Genomic DNA, 17700 nt, shown 5'->3' on the forward strand with positions numbered 1-17700 from the left:
CAATTATAGTGAAATATGGTGCGCTATCTTGCATAAATTGATATGATTAACTACACAGAATTTAAAAGTACATAATACATAATAAGGAAGTGATACAATGGATGATAAGCAACACACATCTTCATCCGATGATGAACGCGCTGAAATTGCAACAAGCAATCAAGACCAACAAACTAATTCATCGAAACGCGTTCACTTAAAACGTTGGCAATTCATATCAATTTTAATTGGTACAATCCTAATAACAGCTGTCATCACAGTTGTTGCATATATTTTTATAAATCAAAAAATAAGTGGTTTAAACAAAACTGATCAAGCAAACTTAAATAAAATTGAAAATGTGTATAAAATCTTAAATAGTGATTATTACAAAAAACAGGACTCTGACAAGTTAAGTAAATCTGCAATTGATGGCATGGTCAAAGAATTAAAAGATCCTTATTCTGAATATTTAACAAAAGAACAAACGAAATCCTTTAATGAAGGTGTTTCAGGTGATTTTGTAGGTATTGGTGCAGAAATGCAAAAGAAAAATGATCAAATTATGGTTACTAGTCCTATGAAGGGATCTCCAGCAGAACGTGCTGGCATTCGTCCTAAAGATGTCATTACTAAAGTAAATGGAAAATCAATTAAAGGTAAAGCATTAGATGAAGTTGTCAAAGATGTTCGTGGTAAAGAAAACACTGAAGTAACTTTAACTGTTCAACGAGGCAGTGAAGAAAAAGACGTTAAGATTAAACGTGAAAAAATTCATGTTAAAAGTGTTGAGTATAAGAAAAAAGATAAGGTTGGAGTTATTACTATTAATAAATTCCAGAATGATACATCAGGTGAATTGAAAGATGCAGTTCTTAAAGCTCACAAAGATGGTTTGAAAAAGATTGTTTTAGATTTAAGAAATAATCCTGGTGGACTACTAGATGAAGCTGTTAAAATGGCAAATATTTTTATCGATAAAGGAAAAACTGTTGTTAAACTAGAAAAAGGTAAAGATACTGAAGCAATTCAAACTTCTAATGACTCGTTAAAAGAAGCGAAAGACATGGATATATCCATCTTAGTGAATGAAGGTTCAGCTAGCGCTTCTGAAGTATTTACTGGTGCGCTAAAGGACTATAATAAAGCTAAAGTTTATGGGTCAAAAACATTCGGTAAAGGTGTCGTACAAACTACAAGAGAGTTTAAGGACGGTTCATTGTTAAAATATACTGAAATGAAATGGTTAACGCCAGATGGTCATTATATTCACGGTAAAGGCATTAAACCAGACGTTACTATTGACACACCTAAATATCAATCTTTAAATGTCATTCCTAATACGAAAACATTTAAAGTTGGAGACGATGATAAAAATATTAAAACTATTAAAATTGGTTTATCAGCTTTAGGTTATAAAGTTGATAATGAATCAACGCAATTTGATCAAGCTTTAGAAAATCAAGTTAAAGCTTTCCAACAAACGAATAAACTCGAGGTAACTGGTGAATTTAATAAAGAAACGAATAATAAATTTACTGAGTTATTAGTTGAAAAAGCTAATAAACATGATGATGTTCTCGATAAATTGATTAATATTTTAAAATAAGTGATACACACTGCTAAAATTGTTTTATTATGTTAATGACACGCCTCCTAAATTTGCAAAGATAGCAATTTAGGAGGCGTGTTTATTTTTATTGACGTCTAACTCTAAAAGATATAAATTAGACATTTACAAATGATGTAAATAACGCAATTTCTATCATCGCTGTTAACAATTCATGCTTTAATATAGTATGAGCATATACTTTTTAAATAGTATTATTCACTAGTTTTAACAATCGATTAATTGGTATATGATACTTTTATTGGTTATTTTTATCCCATAGTGTGATAATTACTATTTTTCATTCATAATAAAGGTTTAAAGCATGTTAATAGTGTGTAAGATTAACATGTACTGAAAAACATGTTTAACATAACGATATAAGGAGTGACGTACATGATCCGTCTAGGTAAAATGTCAGATTTAGATCAAATCTTAAATCTAGTAGAAGAAGCAAAAGAATTAATGAAAGAACACGACAACGAGCAATGGGACGATCAGTACCCACTTTTAGAACATTTTGAAGAAGATATTGCTAAAGATTATTTGTACGTATTAGAGGAAAATAACAAAATATATGGTTTTATTGTTGTCGACCAAGACCAAGCAGAATGGTATGATGACATTGACTGGCCAGTAAATAGAGAAGGCGCCTTTGTTATTCATCGATTAACTGGTTCGAAAGAATATAAAGGAGCTGCTACAGAATTATTCAATTATGTTATTGATGTAGTTAAAGCACGTGGTGCAGAAGTTATTTTAACGGACACCTTTGCGTTAAACAAACCTGCACAAGGTTTATTTGCCAAATTTGGATTTCATAAGGTCGGTGAACAATTAATGGAATATCCGCCATATGATAAAGGTGAACCATTTTATGCATATTATAAAAATTTAAAAGAATAGAGGTAATATTAATGAAGAAAATCGCATTTACCGGAGGGGGAACAGTTGGACACGTATCAGTAAATTTAAGTTTAATTCCAACTGCATTATCACAAGGTTATGAAGCGCTTTATATTGGTTCTAAAAATGGTATTGAAAGAGAAATGATTGAATCACAACTACCAGAAATTAAGTATTATCCTATTTCAAGTGGTAAATTAAGAAGATATATTTCTTTAGAAAATGCCAAAGACGTATTTAAAGTATTGAAAGGTATTCTTGATGCTCGTAAAGTTTTGAAAAAAGAAAAACCTGATCTATTATTTTCAAAAGGTGGATTTGTATCTGTGCCAGTTGTTATTGCAGCCAAATCATTAAATATACCAACTATTATTCATGAATCTGACTTAACACCAGGATTAGCGAATAAGATAGCACTTAAATTTGCCAAGAAAATATATACAACATTTGAAGAAACGCTAAACTACCTACCTAAAGAGAAAGCTGATTTTATTGGAGCAACAATTCGAGAAGATTTAAAAAATGGTAATGCACATAATGGTTATCAATTAACAGGCTTTAATGAAAATAAAAAAGTGTTACTCGTTATGGGTGGAAGCTTAGGAAGTAAAAAATTAAATAGCATTATTCGCGAAAACTTAGATGCATTATTACAACAATATCAAGTGATACATTTAACTGGTAAAGGATTAAAAGATGCTCAAGTTAAAAAATCAGGATATATACAATATGAATTTGTTAAAGAGGAATTAACAGATTTATTAGCAATTACGGACACAGTAATAAGTAGAGCTGGATCAAATGCGATTTATGAGTTCTTAACATTACGTATACCAATGTTATTAGTACCATTAGGTTTAGATCAATCCCGAGGCGACCAAATTGACAATGCAAATCATTTTGCTGATAAAGGTTATGCTAAAGCGATTGATGAAGAACAATTAACAGCACAAATTTTATTACAAGAACTAAATGAAATGGAACAGGAAAGAACTCGAATTATCAATAATATGAAATCGTATGAACAAAGTTATACGAAAGAAGCTTTATTTGATAAGATGATTAAAGACGCATTGAATTAATGGGGGGTAATGCTTTATGAGTCAATGGAAACGTATCTCTTTGCTCATCGTTTTTACATTGGTTTTTGGAATTATCGCGTTTTTCCACGAATCAAGACTTGGGAAATGGATTGATAATGAAGTTTATGAGTTTATATATTCATCAGAGAGCTTTATTACGACATCTATCATGCTTGGAGCTACTAAAGTAGGTGAAGTCTGGGCAATGTTATGTATTTCATTACTTCTTGTGGCATATCTCATGTTAAAGCGCCACAAAATTGAAGCATTATTTTTTGCATTAACAATGGCACTATCTGGAATTTTGAATCCAGTACTAAAAAATATATTCGATAGAGAAAGACCTACATTGCTGCGTTTAATTGATATAACAGGATTTAGTTTTCCTAGCGGTCATGCTATGGGATCAACTGCATATTTTGGAAGTGGTATCTATCTATTAAAACGATTAAATCAAGGTAATTCAAAAGGTATTCTTATAGGGTTATGTGCAGCTATGATTTTATTGATTTCCATATCACGTGTATATCTAGGTGTGCATTATCCAACAGATATTATTGCCGGTATTATTGGTGGCGTATTTTGCATTATTTTATCAACGTTATTACTTAGAAATAAATTAATCAATTAAATAGTAAAAAAACAAAAGCAGTAAACCTAAAGTGTCGTAAGGGTTTACTGCTTTTATAAAACGTTGTTATAACGTATATTGTCTTTTACGGGCATATAAAAGGGGAATATTTGAAAATGACCAATCCAACAAGAACGAAACGTTGTGGGGGGGATGTTCTATGTGGTATTGATAATCATTTTCAACTACTATTATACATTAGTGAGAATCATTGTCAATTAGAAACTAAAACTTTTTTTGAATATTTTTTAAGAATAGTAAATAAAACGCATGATTACGCTATTTTAGAAAATAAAAAAATTTGTATTTCTCATTAGAATTAGAATATTTAAAAGTGATGAGGTTTAAAAATTATATTGTTTACATACTCCTTTTGAATTCATACATTAAGAAATGTTACTTGTAAGTTCAAAATCGCACATTGAAATGATGTGTGAAAATGTTTAAACTACGGTCATTTTGTGAAAATAAAGATAATAACTATTCATTTTACAATAGTGAAAAGTCAGTATATGACAACAATTAATATTGCGGTAAGGCCTTGTGTTACAGTATTCTATATTTAAGTACTGCAATCAGAATTAACAGAATTCCATTAACTGATCATTAAATATTTGAGTTAATAAATAATTAATGATTGTAGCTTGAAAAATTTAAAACATGGTTATTGATTTGTGATAAAATTTAAACGTAAACAAACTAATTTAAAAAGCAACTATTGTATAGAAAAATACAAAATTTAAAATATATTACCTTATTAGAAAAAGTCGTAATATGAGGTGTACAAATGACGCAAATTTTAATAGTAGAAGATGAACAAAACTTAGCAAGATTTCTTGAATTGGAACTCACACATGAAAATTACAATGTGGACACTGAGTATGATGGACAAGACGGTTTAGATAAAGCGCTTAGCCATTACTATGATTTAATCATATTAGATTTAATGTTGCCTTCAATTAATGGCTTAGAAATTTGTCGCAAAATTAGACAACAACAATCTACACCTATCATTATAATTACAGCGAAAAGTGACACGTATGACAAAGTTGCTGGGCTTGATTACGGTGCAGACGATTATATAGTTAAGCCATTTGATATTGAAGAACTTTTAGCAAGAATTCGTGCGATTTTACGTCGTCAGCCACAAAAGGATATTATCGATGTTAACGGTATTACAATTGATAAGAATGCTTTTAAAGTGACGGTAAATGGCGCAGAAATTGAATTAACAAAAACAGAGTATGATTTACTATATCTTCTAGCTGAAAATAAAAACCATGTTATGCAACGGGAACAAATTTTAAATCATGTATGGGGTTATAATAGTGAAGTAGAAACAAATGTCGTAGATGTTTATATAAGATATTTACGAAACAAATTAAAACCATACGATCGTGACAAAATGATTGAAACAGTTCGTGGCGTTGGGTATGTGATACGATGACAAAACGTAAATTGCGCAATAACTGGATTATTGTTACCACGATGATTACGTTTGTCACGATATTTTTGTTTTGTTTAATTATTATCTTTTTCTTGAAAGATACACTGCATAATAGTGAGCTTGATGATGCAGAACGAAGCTCAAGCGATATTAATAATTTATTTCATTCTAAGCCTGTTAAAGATATATCTGCATTAGACTTGAATGCATCTTTAGGTAATTTTCAAGAGATTATTATTTATGATGAACATAATAATAAATTATTTGAGACATCGAATGATAACACAGTGAGAGTTGAACCAGGTTATGAACACCGTTATTTTGACCGCGTAATAAAAAAACGCTATAAAGGCATTGAATATTTAATTATTAAAGAACCAATCACAACGCAAGATTTCAAAGGGTATAGCTTGTTAATTCATTCACTAGAAAATTATGATAACATCGTAAAATCATTGTATATCATTGCGCTCGCATTTGGAGTGATTGCAACAATTATAACTGCCACAATCAGTTATGTATTTTCAACTCAAATTACTAAACCGCTTGTCAGTTTATCAAATAAAATGATTGAGATTCGACGAGATGGATTTCAAAATAAATTGCAATTAAATACAAATTATGAAGAAATAGATAATCTAGCAAATACGTTTAATGAGATGATGAGCCAAATTGAAGAATCATTTAATCAACAAAGACAATTTGTTGAAGATGCATCACATGAATTACGAACACCATTACAAATTATTCAAGGTCATTTAAATTTGATTCAGCGATGGGGAAAAAAAGATCCAGCAGTATTAGAAGAATCGTTAAATATTTCTATTGAAGAAATGAATCGTATCATAAAATTAGTCGAAGAATTACTTGAATTGACTAAAGGAGATGTAAATGACATTTCTTCTGAAGCGCAGACCGTGCATATTAATGATGAAATTCGCTCGCGAATACACTCATTAAAACAATTACATCCTGATTATCAATTTGATACGGATCTGACATCTAAAAATTTAGAAATTAAAATGAAGCCTCATCAATTTGAACAATTATTTTTAATCTTTATTGATAATGCAATCAAATATGATGTGAAGAATAAGAAAATTAAAGTTAAGACAAGGTTAAAAAATAAGCAAAAAATAATTGAAATTACAGATCATGGAATTGGTATTCCAGAGGAAGATCAAGATTTCATTTTTGATCGCTTTTATCGAGTGGATAAATCTCGTTCAAGAAGTCAAGGCGGTAATGGACTCGGATTATCTATTGCTCAAAAAATCATTCAATTAAACGGTGGATCGATTAAAATTAAAAGTGAAATTAACAAAGGAACAACGTTTAAAATCATATTTTAATTATGTTTGAGCCGTCAATCAAAATCATAGGATCAATTTTTTAAGTGAGGCTGGGACATAAATCAATGTTCTATGCTTTACGAAGTTATATTGGCAGTAGTTGACTGAACGAAAATGCGCTTGTAACAAGCTTTTTTCAATTCTAGTCAGGGGCCCAACACAGAAGCTGACGAAAAGTCAGCTTACAATAATGTGCAAGTTGGGGATGGGCCCCAACACAGAGAATTTCGAAAAGAAATTCTACAGGCAATGCAAGTTGGGGTGGGACGACGAAATAAATTTTGCGAAAATATCATTTCTGTCCCACTCCCAAGAACGACTATAAAACAAATAAACAGTGGTTCTTTATCATTTCTGTTGTACGCCCAAAATTTACAATAAAATACATCTATAAACCTAGAAGAATCAACGCTTTTGTTGATTCTTCTTTTTAGCAGATAAATAGGTAAATCTACTTTAACAAATAACTAAATAGTGATATTATTACATTGTAAGCGTTTCAACATTTTTGTGGAGGGTGTAAAATGACTAACGAAAGAAAAGAAGTTTCAGAGGCTCCTGTAAACTTCGGTGCGAATTTAGGTCTAATGTTAGATCTATATGATGACTTTTTACAAGATCCATCATCTGTACCAGAAGATTTACAAGTCTTATTCAGCACAATTAAGAATGATGACTCAATTGTACCAGCTTTAAAAAGTACAAGTAGTCAAAATAGCGACGGCACAATTAAACGTGTCATGCGTTTAATTGATAATATTCGCCAATACGGGCATCTTAAAGCCGATATTTATCCTGTAAATCCTCCGAAAAGGAAACATGTACCTAAATTAGAGATTGAAGACTTTGATTTAGATCAACAGACTTTGGAAGGTATATCAGCAGGAATTGTTTCAGATCACTTTGCCGACATTTATGATAATGCTTATGAAGCAATTTTAAGAATGGAAAAACGTTACAAAGGACCAATTGCATTTGAGTATACACATATTAATAACAATACCGAACGTGGTTGGTTAAAAAGAAGAATTGAAACGCCATATAAAGTAACGTTAAATAACAACGAAAAAAGGGCACTATTTAAACAATTAGCGTATGTTGAAGGGTTCGAAAAATATCTTCATAAAAACTTCGTTGGTGCAAAGCGTTTTTCAATTGAAGGGGTAGACGCACTCGTACCGATGTTACAACGTACTATTACGATTGCTGCGAAAGAAGGTATTAAAAATATACAAATAGGCATGGCTCACCGTGGACGTTTAAACGTTTTAACGCATGTCTTAGAAAAACCGTACGAAATGATGATTTCAGAATTTATGCATACAGATCCAATGAAATTCTTACCTGAAGATGGTAGCTTGCAGTTAACTGCTGGATGGACTGGTGATGTGAAATATCACCTTGGTGGCATTAAAACTACTGATTCATACGGTACAATGCAGCGTATTGCACTGGCTAACAATCCAAGTCACTTGGAAATTGTTGCACCTGTTGTTGAGGGGCGTACGAGAGCAGCACAAGATGATACACAACGTGCTGGGGCTCCGACGACTGATCATCATAAAGCAATGCCAATTATTATACATGGCGATGCTGCTTATCCTGGTCAAGGAATTAACTTCGAAACAATGAACTTAGGAAACTTGAAAGGCTATTCTACGGGTGGTTCATTGCATATTATTACTAACAATAGAATTGGATTTACTACAGAACCAATTGATGCACGTTCAACAACTTATTCTACAGATGTGGCCAAAGGTTATGATGTGCCAATATTCCATGTCAATGCTGATGACGTTGAAGCTACTATTGAAGCAATTGATATTGCAATGGAATTTAGAAAAGAGTTTCATAAAGACGTCGTTATTGATTTAGTAGGTTATCGTCGTTTCGGTCATAACGAAATGGATGAACCATCAATTACTAATCCAGTTCCTTATCAGAATATTCGCAAACATGACTCTGTTGAATATGTGTTTGGTAAAAAGCTTGTTAATGAAGGTGTCATTTCAGAAGATGAAATGCATTCATTTATAGAACAAGTCCAAAAGGAACTAAGACAAGCACATGATAAAATTAATAAAGCTGATAAAATGGATAATCCAGATATGGAAAAACCTGCAGAACTTGCATTACCGTTACAAGCAGACGAACAATCATTTACGTTTGATCATTTGAAAGAAATAAATGATGCATTGTTAACATATCCGGATGGCTTTAACATTTTGAAAAAGTTAAACAAAGTTCTTGAGAAGCGTCATGAGCCGTTTAATAAAGAGGATGGCTTAGTTGATTGGGCACAAGCAGAACAACTTGCATTTGCGACAATTTTACAAGATGGTACACCGATTCGCTTAACTGGTCAAGATAGTGAACGTGGTACATTCAGTCATAGGCATGCCGTGTTACATGATGAGCAAACAGGTGAAACATATACACCTTTACATCATGTTCCTGATCAAAAAGCGACATTTGATATACACAATTCTCCGCTTTCAGAAGCAGCAGTAGTTGGTTTTGAATACGGCTATAATGTGGAAAACAAAAAAAGCTTCAATATTTGGGAAGCGCAATATGGTGATTTTGCAAATATGTCACAAATGATTTTTGACAACTTCTTATTCAGTTCTCGCTCAAAATGGGGAGAACGTTCAGGATTAACATTATTCTTACCTCATGCATATGAGGGTCAAGGTCCTGAACATTCATCAGCAAGATTAGAGCGATTTTTACAATTAGCTGCTGAAAATAATTGCACAGTTGTCAACTTATCTAGTTCAAGTAATTATTTCCACTTATTGCGTGCACAAGCAGCTAGTTTAGATTCTGAACAAATGCGACCATTGGTTGTTATGTCACCAAAAAGCTTACTGAGAAATAAAACAGTTGCAAAACCAATTGATGAATTTACTTCTGGTGGATTTGAGCCAATTTTGACAGAATCATATCAAGCGGATAAGGTTACAAAAGTTATTTTAGCAACTGGTAAAATGTTCATTGATTTAAAAGAAGCATTAGCTAAAAATCCAGACGAATCAGTGTTACTCGTTGCGATTGAAAGATTGTATCCATTCCCAGAGGAAGAGATTGAAGCATTACTAGCACAATTGCCAAACCTTGAAGAAGTGTCATGGGTACAAGAAGAACCTAAAAATCAAGGTGCATGGTTATATGTCTATCCATATGTTAAAGTGCTAGTTGCAGATAAATATGATTTAAGTTATCATGGCAGAATTCAAAGGGCTGCTCCAGCTGAAGGCGATGGAGAAATTCATAAACTTGTTCAAAATAAAATTATAGAAAATGCATTAAAAAATAACTAGGGGGAAATAAGTCATGCCAGAGGTTAAAGTTCCAGAATTAGCAGAATCTATTACAGAAGGTACCATTGCAGAATGGTTGAAAAACGTAGGGGATAGCGTAGAAAAAGGTGAAGCTATTCTTGAATTAGAAACTGATAAAGTTAATGTCGAAGTTGTATCTGAAGAAGCAGGTGTATTATCTGAACAACTTGCAAGTGAAGGCGACACTGTAGAAGTTGGGCAAGCAATTGCTATCATCGGCGAAGGTAGTGGCAATGCTTCTAAAGAAAATAGTAACGACAATACTCCACAACAAAATGAAGAAACAAATAATAAAAAAGAAGAAACAACAAATAATTCGGTAGATAAAGCTGAAGTCAATCAAGCAAATGATGACAATCAGCAACGTATTAATGCTACGCCTTCTGCGCGTCGATATGCTCGTGAAAATGGTGTCAATCTTGCTGAAGTAAGTCCAAAAACAAATGATGTGGTTCGTAAAGAAGATATTGATAAGAAACAACAGGCACCGGCATCAACACAAACAACACAACAAGCACCTGCAAAAGAAGAGAAAAAATACAATCAATATCCTACAAAACCAGTGATTCGTGAAAAAATGTCACGCAGAAAGAAAACAGCTGCCAAAAAATTATTAGAGGTATCTAATAATACAGCTATGTTAACAACATTTAACGAAGTTGACATGACAAATGTTATGGAATTGCGTAAACGTAAGAAAGAACAATTTATGAAAGATCATGATGGTACTAAATTAGGATTTATGTCATTCTTTACTAAAGCTTCAGTAGCAGCTTTGAAAAAGTATCCAGAAGTTAATGCAGAAATCGACGGCGACGACATGATTACGAAACAATATTATGATATTGGTGTAGCTGTTTCTACAGATGATGGATTATTAGTACCATTTGTAAGAGATTGTGATAAAAAGAATTTTGCAGAAATCGAAGCAGAAATTGCTAATTTAGCTGTTAAAGCACGAGAGAAAAAACTTGGCTTAGATGATATGGTTAATGGTTCATTTACGATTACAAATGGCGGTATTTTTGGATCAATGATGAGTACGCCAATTATCAATGGTAATCAAGCTGCAATCTTAGGCATGCATTCAATTATTACAAGACCAATTGCGATTGATCAAGATACAATCGAAAATCGTCCAATGATGTATATTGCATTAAGCTATGATCATAGAATTATTGACGGTAAAGAAGCAGTTGGATTCTTAAAAACAATTAAAGAATTAATTGAAAACCCAGAAGACTTATTATTAGAATCTTAATCCACAACACAAAATAGTTTACTATTCCTAAAAACGTAATCAAATCAATAACAAACAGCAGTAAGATTATTTTCTAGTCGAAATATCTTACTGCTGTACTTTATTTTTATAATGCTTCGTATTAAAATGTGAGTTTAATTTTGACAACTTAAAAAATATATCATTTTTATTGAAATAGACTCACAATAGAAATATAGGTGGAATGGCGTGTTTCAATATGCTAATGAAATCATTTTAGATAATAACAAGCGATGAAATTTATGAATTCTATAAGCGCCTTTAGTTAATTTAAAATCATCTGAACAAGATGTAAATTCACTTTATGGATACGACATGTATATGTTTTTTATGTACTACATAAAACGAAATATTCAATTGCTATATACAGATACTCATTAATGACATACTCAATAGCAACCATAACAATATTATGTTACCTATTTAAATGAAATAGTTCTTTTAAAGAAATACATTTTTCACATATTAATCTATAATCAAAATCAACTGACCGATATTCTATAATTTATGATTAAAATAAGTTATAATATAATAGTAAAGATAAAGATAGAGGTGGCTATAATGTGTGGACTTAGAAGTATAACATTAGGTACAACAAATATAGAACAGACAAAACATTTCATGGTTGACATATTAGGATTAAATTATGAAGAACTTCTTGAAAACTCAATTCGTTTCGGCGATGCAGATATAAGCCCAGGAACAAGACTTCAATTTATACAAGTTCCAAGTGAGCAATTAGAAGAATCTCACTTTGTGGGTATTGGATTACGTACACCAACTGACTCAGGTTTAGAGGAGTATGCGGAAATATTATCGAATAAGGATATTCCATTTACAACAGTTAAAGAATTAAATGGCAATAAATATTTCAGTCTAGAAGATAACAATGGTCATATTTTCTCAATATATTCAAACGAGAATAATTATGGCGTTGGTTTAGGTATGCCTTCTTTTGAGAGTGCGGTCAATCCGTTACATCAAGTGCAAGGTTTAGGACCAGTGATTCTTAAAGTGAATCATGTAGATATTACAGGTCAAATTTTAACAAATATATTCGGACTTGAAGTATTTGCAGAATACCAACCCTTCGACAATGCTGACTATCATGTCCAAGTATTCAAAGTTGGAACGGGTGGTCTAGGTGGCGAAATACATTTAATGCCTGTAGAAACCGAAATGACAATGCCGGAATATGGCGCAGTCGATCAAGTTGAGTTTGAAACGAAAGATGCAGATTTCTTTAATCAAGCGAAATCGCGCTTAGATGAAGTGGAAATACCATATCAAACGCTTGAGCAAGATGATATTGAATCAATTAGAATTACTGAAAACAGTGGATTATCGTTTATATTCACTTTACAAAAATAATTTTTTTACGATAGTGAGGACAAAATTTATGTTACATGAAACTTGGAAAGAACGTACACCAATCAAGAAAGTAGAAGTCATTAATACAGATGCAAAGAAATTTACAGTTTCTGACATGTTAACGGTTGGCAAACAATATGATGTTATCAACGAAACTGAAGAATATTATCAAATAATAGATAATTCTGGATTAGTTGGCGGTTACTATAAAACATATTTCAAAGAAGTTTAAACGCATAATTATTGAAATGAAGCCTAATATGAGATTTTCAATTAGTAAATTTGGTAAAATATAAACAATTCGCATACTAAGCATTGCGTTTTATATCAGAATAGAATAGTAAACTAAGGCATTTGGAGAACTTATTCCATGTCTTAGTTTTTTAATTTATTTAAAGGAGAACGTTTTAAAATGGCACTAAAACATTATAAGAATTCAGATTCAACAGTTTTCAATGATGCGAAGGCATTATTTGATTTAAATAAAAATATTTTACTTAAAGGTCCAACGGGTTCAGGGAAAACGAAGTTGGCAGAAACATTAAGTGAAGTTGTTGATACACCCATGCATCAAGTCAACTGTTCTGTTGATTTAGATACAGAAAGCTTATTAGGCTTTAAAACAATTAAAACAAATGCGGAAGGACAACAAGAAATTGTCTTTGTAGATGGTCCAGTTATTAAAGCTATGAAAGAGGGGCATATTTTATATATTGATGAAATAAATATGGCTAAACCTGAAACATTGCCTGTATTAAATGGGGTCTTAGATTATCGTCGTCAAATTACGAATCCATACACTGGTGAAGTAATCAAAGCTGTACCAGGATTTAACGTTATAGCAGCGATAAATGAAGGTTATGTTGGTACATTGCCAATGAATGAAGCACTAAAAAATCGCTTTGTTGTTATTCACGTTGACTATATTGATGGGGACATTTTAAAAAATGTGATTAAAGAGCAAAGTTTATTACAAGATGATAAACAAATCGAACAAATTATTAAGTTTAACGAAGATTTACGTACTATGTCTAAGCAGGGACAAATTTCTGAAGAAGCCGCTAGTATCCGTGCATTATTAGACTTGTGTGATTTAATCACTGTAATGCCAGTTGAACGTGCAATTAAACGTACAATAATTGATAAATTGGAAGATGAACGTGAACAACAAGCAATATATAATGCTGTAGAACTAAACTTTTAAAGAGGGATAAAACATGAGTGATCGTTTCATAAAATTTAACGACGAACAGTTAGATGCAAAGCAAGTAATGATGTTGCAAGACTTAGCTCGACTCTTATTAAAAAATGAACAAACACAAGTTAAAATCCAAAAATTCCCTTACTATAATCCTGTTCAAAATGTTTTGATTACGAGTTGGTTTTGGTCACATCGACCAAGCCATATCGAAATGGCTGGTTTAAAAACAGATGTTATGTTAGCTGCTTACGGTTATCATATGATGGATGTACAAATTGTAAATGAAGTAGTACAAGATAAAACTTTTAAACACCCTAAATTTTATCAACAACTTTTTAAATTGTTAGAAGATATGCGTGTATTAAATTCTATTAAAGTTGAGCGCCCAAGTACTGCTAAATTAATTGATCTTCGCTTAGATACACGGGTATCATATACGGAATCTCAAATTAAAGTGTATCGTACTAAAACACAATATACAGATTTATTATTTTTGTATTTAGAACATGCATTTTTAAGTCAAGATTTCTTTGATATACCATCTATACATTCAGATTTAGATGATATTTTAGTAAATATGTTCTTATATTTACCTAATTTTTTCCAAAATCAAAATTCTGAAGATAATATGTATCTGGCTCAAAGAATTATGTATCAAGTAGATGATATTTTAAAAGAAGATATGCTAAACGAATATTATTACTTACCTAAAACACTATATAATACATTAGCTAGTCCAGAGTTTGATGATTTAAAGAGAACTGATGCAAGTCAAGTCTATGGGCAAGATGATACTTCAGAAGATGATGATAACGAAAGTGAAAAAGCTGACTCTAAATCTGCAGATAGTGAGTCAAAAGGTGGCGCCTATTTAGAAATGGAGCTTCACGAAGGACAAAATAGTGAAACATTAGGTAATGATGAAGCACGTGAAGGCGATGCTACAGATGATATGACTGATATGATGACCAAAAAGGGCAAAGGATCAAACGATACGCTAAATCGTGAAGAAGGCGATGCTGTTGGTCAAAGCCAAGCATTTCAACTTGATGGTGTGAACAAAAATGTAGAAATAAAATGGCAAATTCCTGAAATTGAGCCACAATATGTTTTAGAATATCAAGAATCGAAACAAGACGTACAATATGAAATCAAAGACTTAATTCAAATTATAAAGAAAACGATTGAACGAGAACAACGAGATGCACGTTTTAATTTAACAAAAGGGCGATTACAAAAGGATTTAATTAATTGGTTTATCGACGATCAATATAAATTGTTTTACAAAAAACAAGATTTAAGTAAATCATTTGATGCGACATTTACATTGTTAATTGATGCGTCAGCAAGTATGCATGATAAAATGGCTGAAACGAAGAAAGGTGTAGTGTTATTCCACGAGACGTTAAAAGCATTGAACATTAAACATGAAATTTTATCATTCAGTGAGGATGCCTTTGATTCAGACGAGCATGCACAACCAAATATCATTAATGAAATTATTAACTATGATTACTCAACCTTTGAAAAAGATGGCCCACGTATTATGGCACTTGAACCTCAAGATGATAATCGTGATGGTGTTGCTATTAGAGTTGCAAGTGAACGATTAATGCGTCGAAATCAACATCAACGATTTTTAATCGTATTTTCAGACGGCGAACCGTCTGCATTTAATTATAGTCAAGATGGTATTATTGATACGTATGAAGCTGTAGAAATGTCACGTAAATTTGGTATTGAAGTATTTAATGTATTTTTGAGTCAAGATCCAATAACTGAAGATGTTGAACAAACAATTCATAATATTTATGGTCAATATGCTATTTTCGTTGAAGGTGTTGCGCATTTACCTGGACATCTCTCTCCATTATTAAAAAAATTACTACTTAAATCTTTATAAATAAATTTAAAATATGAGTTTATATGAAATTGTGAATAAAAGTCATCAGTTACTATTTAAAAAGTGGATTTGAAGAATTTTATTTTCTGACATAATTTGATTTAAACAACACATGTGTTTTGTTTCAGCTATGTACAACATATTTCATATAGACTCTTTATTATTTTTTGTGCTAAAATATTTACTTGTAAATTATTTCGTGTTTTAAAAAAAGGAGTAACTCTATGAATAAAAATACATGGGTCATTGGGTTTACGCTCTTCGCTATGTTTTTTGGCGCAGGCAATCTAATTTTTCCTCCTAATCTCGGATTGGATAGTGGTCAATTTTTCTGGCCCGCCATTTTAGCGTTTGTTCTAACTGGGATTGGTTTACCATTATTAGGTGTGATTGTAGGTGCACTTGATAAAGAAGGATATATTGGCGCATTAAATAAAATTTCACCTAAATTTTCAATATTGTTCTTAATCATCATTTATTTGACTATAGGACCACTTTTCGCAATACCTAGAACTGCATCTACATCTTTTGAAATGACAATTACACCAATTATACATAGCAATAGTAGTATCGCTTTATTTATATTTACGATTATCTACTTCATAGTCGTTTTGTATATTTGTTTAAATCCATCTAAGTTAATCGATCGTATTGGTTCATTATTAACACCATTATTATTGATTACTATTTTAGCGATGATTATTAAAGGATACTTAGACTTTAGCGGTAATAGTGCTGGAAAGGGCAATGAAGCACTATATCATTCTAATTTTTCAAGTTTTGCTGAAGGCTTTACACAAGGCTATTTAACAATGGATGCCATTGCAGCAATTGCTTTTTCAATGATTGTTGTTAATGCAGTAAAACTAACTGGTATTACTAAAACAAATCAAATATTCAAACAAACTTTGACTGCTGGTTTAATTGCAGCCGTAGCTTTAATTTTCATATATATTTCATTAGGTTATATTGGTAATCATATGCCAGTAAGTGACATGACGTTAGATCAATTGAAATCCAAAGATCGAAACATTGGGACATATTTATTAACGACAATGGCTTCAACAGGATTTGGTTCATTCGGAAAATATTTATTGGGCATCATTGTGGCGCTGGCATGTCTAACTACAGCATGTGGGCTTATTGTTGCAGTTTCTGAATATTTCCATAGAATCGTACCTAAAGTATCATACAAAGCATTTGTATTAGTTTTCATTTTAATGAGTTTTATTATTGCTAACCAAGGTTTAAATGCCGTTATCTCAATGTCAATTCCTGTATTAAGCATTGTATATCCAGTAGCAATAACTGTTGTATTATTAATTTTAATTGCCCAATTCATACCGACAAAACGCATTACACAACAAATTCCAGTTATTATCGTATTTATATTGTCGATTTTCAGTGTTATTAGTAAGTTAGGTTGGCTGAAAATTAACTTTATAGAATCATTGCCTCTAAGAGCGTATTCTTTAGAGTGGTTCCCAGTAGCAATTATTGCAACGATATTAGGCTATCTAGTCGGCATATTTGTAAAACAAGATCCAATTAAATATCAACAGGAATAACGAATAATATAAAAGGAAGCATCTCCAA

14 protein-coding genes and 1 pseudogene are annotated in these 17700 nt (G+C 31.7%); all 15 read left to right on the forward strand.

Going from position 1 to position 17700, the window contains the following annotated elements:
* Positions 1 to 97: 97 nt before the first annotated feature.
* The 15 genes and pseudogenes from IDG65_RS01620 to brnQ3 all read left to right on the forward strand — a co-directional run bounded on the left by IDG65_RS01620 (position 98) and on the right by brnQ3 (position 17672).
* A complete protein-coding gene (locus IDG65_RS01620; protein ID WP_052997613.1) occupies positions 98 to 1588 on the forward strand; it encodes a S41 family peptidase in 1491 nt (496 codons plus the stop codon).
* A gap of 396 nt (positions 1589 to 1984) precedes the next feature.
* Complete coding sequence (locus IDG65_RS01625) at positions 1985 to 2494, forward strand: GNAT family N-acetyltransferase (protein WP_000620199.1); 510 nt, start codon at positions 1985 to 1987, stop codon at positions 2492 to 2494.
* 11 nt (positions 2495 to 2505) lie between these two features.
* Positions 2506 to 3576 (forward strand): undecaprenyldiphospho-muramoylpentapeptide beta-N-acetylglucosaminyltransferase, encoded by a 1071-nt coding sequence (locus IDG65_RS01630; RefSeq protein WP_000716819.1) that lies wholly within the window; start codon positions 2506 to 2508, stop codon positions 3574 to 3576.
* Between the two features lie 16 nt (positions 3577 to 3592).
* Positions 3593 to 4207 (forward strand): phosphatase PAP2 family protein, encoded by a 615-nt coding sequence (locus IDG65_RS01635; protein WP_000084776.1) that lies wholly within the window; start codon positions 3593 to 3595, stop codon positions 4205 to 4207.
* A 116-nt stretch (positions 4208 to 4323) separates the two neighbouring features.
* On the forward strand, positions 4324 to 4524 hold the full coding sequence (locus IDG65_RS01640) for a hypothetical protein (RefSeq protein ID WP_000184336.1): 201 nt from the start codon (positions 4324 to 4326) through the stop codon (positions 4522 to 4524).
* A gap of 76 nt (positions 4525 to 4600) precedes the next feature.
* Positions 4601 to 4733: pseudogene (locus IDG65_RS01645) on the forward strand (hypothetical protein).
* 261 nt (positions 4734 to 4994) lie between these two features.
* Positions 4995 to 5654, forward strand: a complete 660-nt coding sequence (gene arlR / locus IDG65_RS01650; protein ID WP_000192137.1) for a response regulator transcription factor ArlR — start codon at positions 4995 to 4997, stop codon at positions 5652 to 5654.
* Positions 5651 to 7006 carry a sensor histidine kinase ArlS gene (gene arlS / locus IDG65_RS01655; protein ID WP_000166801.1) on the forward strand — a complete coding sequence of 452 codons (1356 nt, stop codon included), beginning with the start codon at positions 5651 to 5653 and terminating at the stop codon, positions 7004 to 7006. The genes arlR and arlS overlap by 4 nt, the downstream gene beginning before the upstream one ends.
* 524 nt (positions 7007 to 7530) lie before the next feature.
* Positions 7531 to 10329, forward strand: coding sequence for a 2-oxoglutarate dehydrogenase E1 component (locus IDG65_RS01660; protein ID WP_000180673.1), 2799 nt, complete (start codon positions 7531 to 7533; stop codon positions 10327 to 10329).
* 13 nt (positions 10330 to 10342) lie between these two features.
* On the forward strand, positions 10343 to 11611 hold the full coding sequence (gene sucB / locus IDG65_RS01665) for a dihydrolipoyllysine-residue succinyltransferase (protein WP_001115439.1): 1269 nt from the start codon (positions 10343 to 10345) through the stop codon (positions 11609 to 11611).
* A gap of 579 nt (positions 11612 to 12190) precedes the next feature.
* Positions 12191 to 13000: a VOC family protein gene (locus tag IDG65_RS01670; RefSeq protein WP_000334518.1), complete on the forward strand. Its 810-nt coding sequence runs from the start codon at positions 12191 to 12193 to the stop codon at positions 12998 to 13000.
* A 28-nt stretch (positions 13001 to 13028) separates the two neighbouring features.
* Entirely contained in the window at positions 13029 to 13232 is a 204-nt protein-coding gene (locus IDG65_RS01675) for a DUF6501 family protein (protein ID WP_000902175.1), read from the forward strand.
* Positions 13233 to 13412: 180 nt separating this feature from the next.
* Positions 13413 to 14204 carry an ATP-binding protein gene (locus IDG65_RS01680; RefSeq protein WP_001185421.1) on the forward strand — a complete coding sequence of 264 codons (792 nt, stop codon included), beginning with the start codon at positions 13413 to 13415 and terminating at the stop codon, positions 14202 to 14204.
* 13 nt (positions 14205 to 14217) lie between these two features.
* Positions 14218 to 16104, forward strand: a complete 1887-nt coding sequence (locus IDG65_RS01685; protein ID WP_001283682.1) for a nitric oxide reductase activation protein NorD — start codon at positions 14218 to 14220, stop codon at positions 16102 to 16104.
* A gap of 224 nt (positions 16105 to 16328) precedes the next feature.
* Positions 16329 to 17672, forward strand: a complete 1344-nt coding sequence (gene brnQ3, locus IDG65_RS01690; protein ID WP_001039279.1) for a branched-chain amino acid-like transporter carrier protein BrnQ3 — start codon at positions 16329 to 16331, stop codon at positions 17670 to 17672.
* Positions 17673 to 17700: the final 28 nt, after the last annotated feature.

The sequence above is a fragment of the Staphylococcus sp. EG-SA-17 genome (assembly GCF_017151845.1).
Classification (GTDB): domain Bacteria; phylum Bacillota; class Bacilli; order Staphylococcales; family Staphylococcaceae; genus Staphylococcus; species Staphylococcus aureus.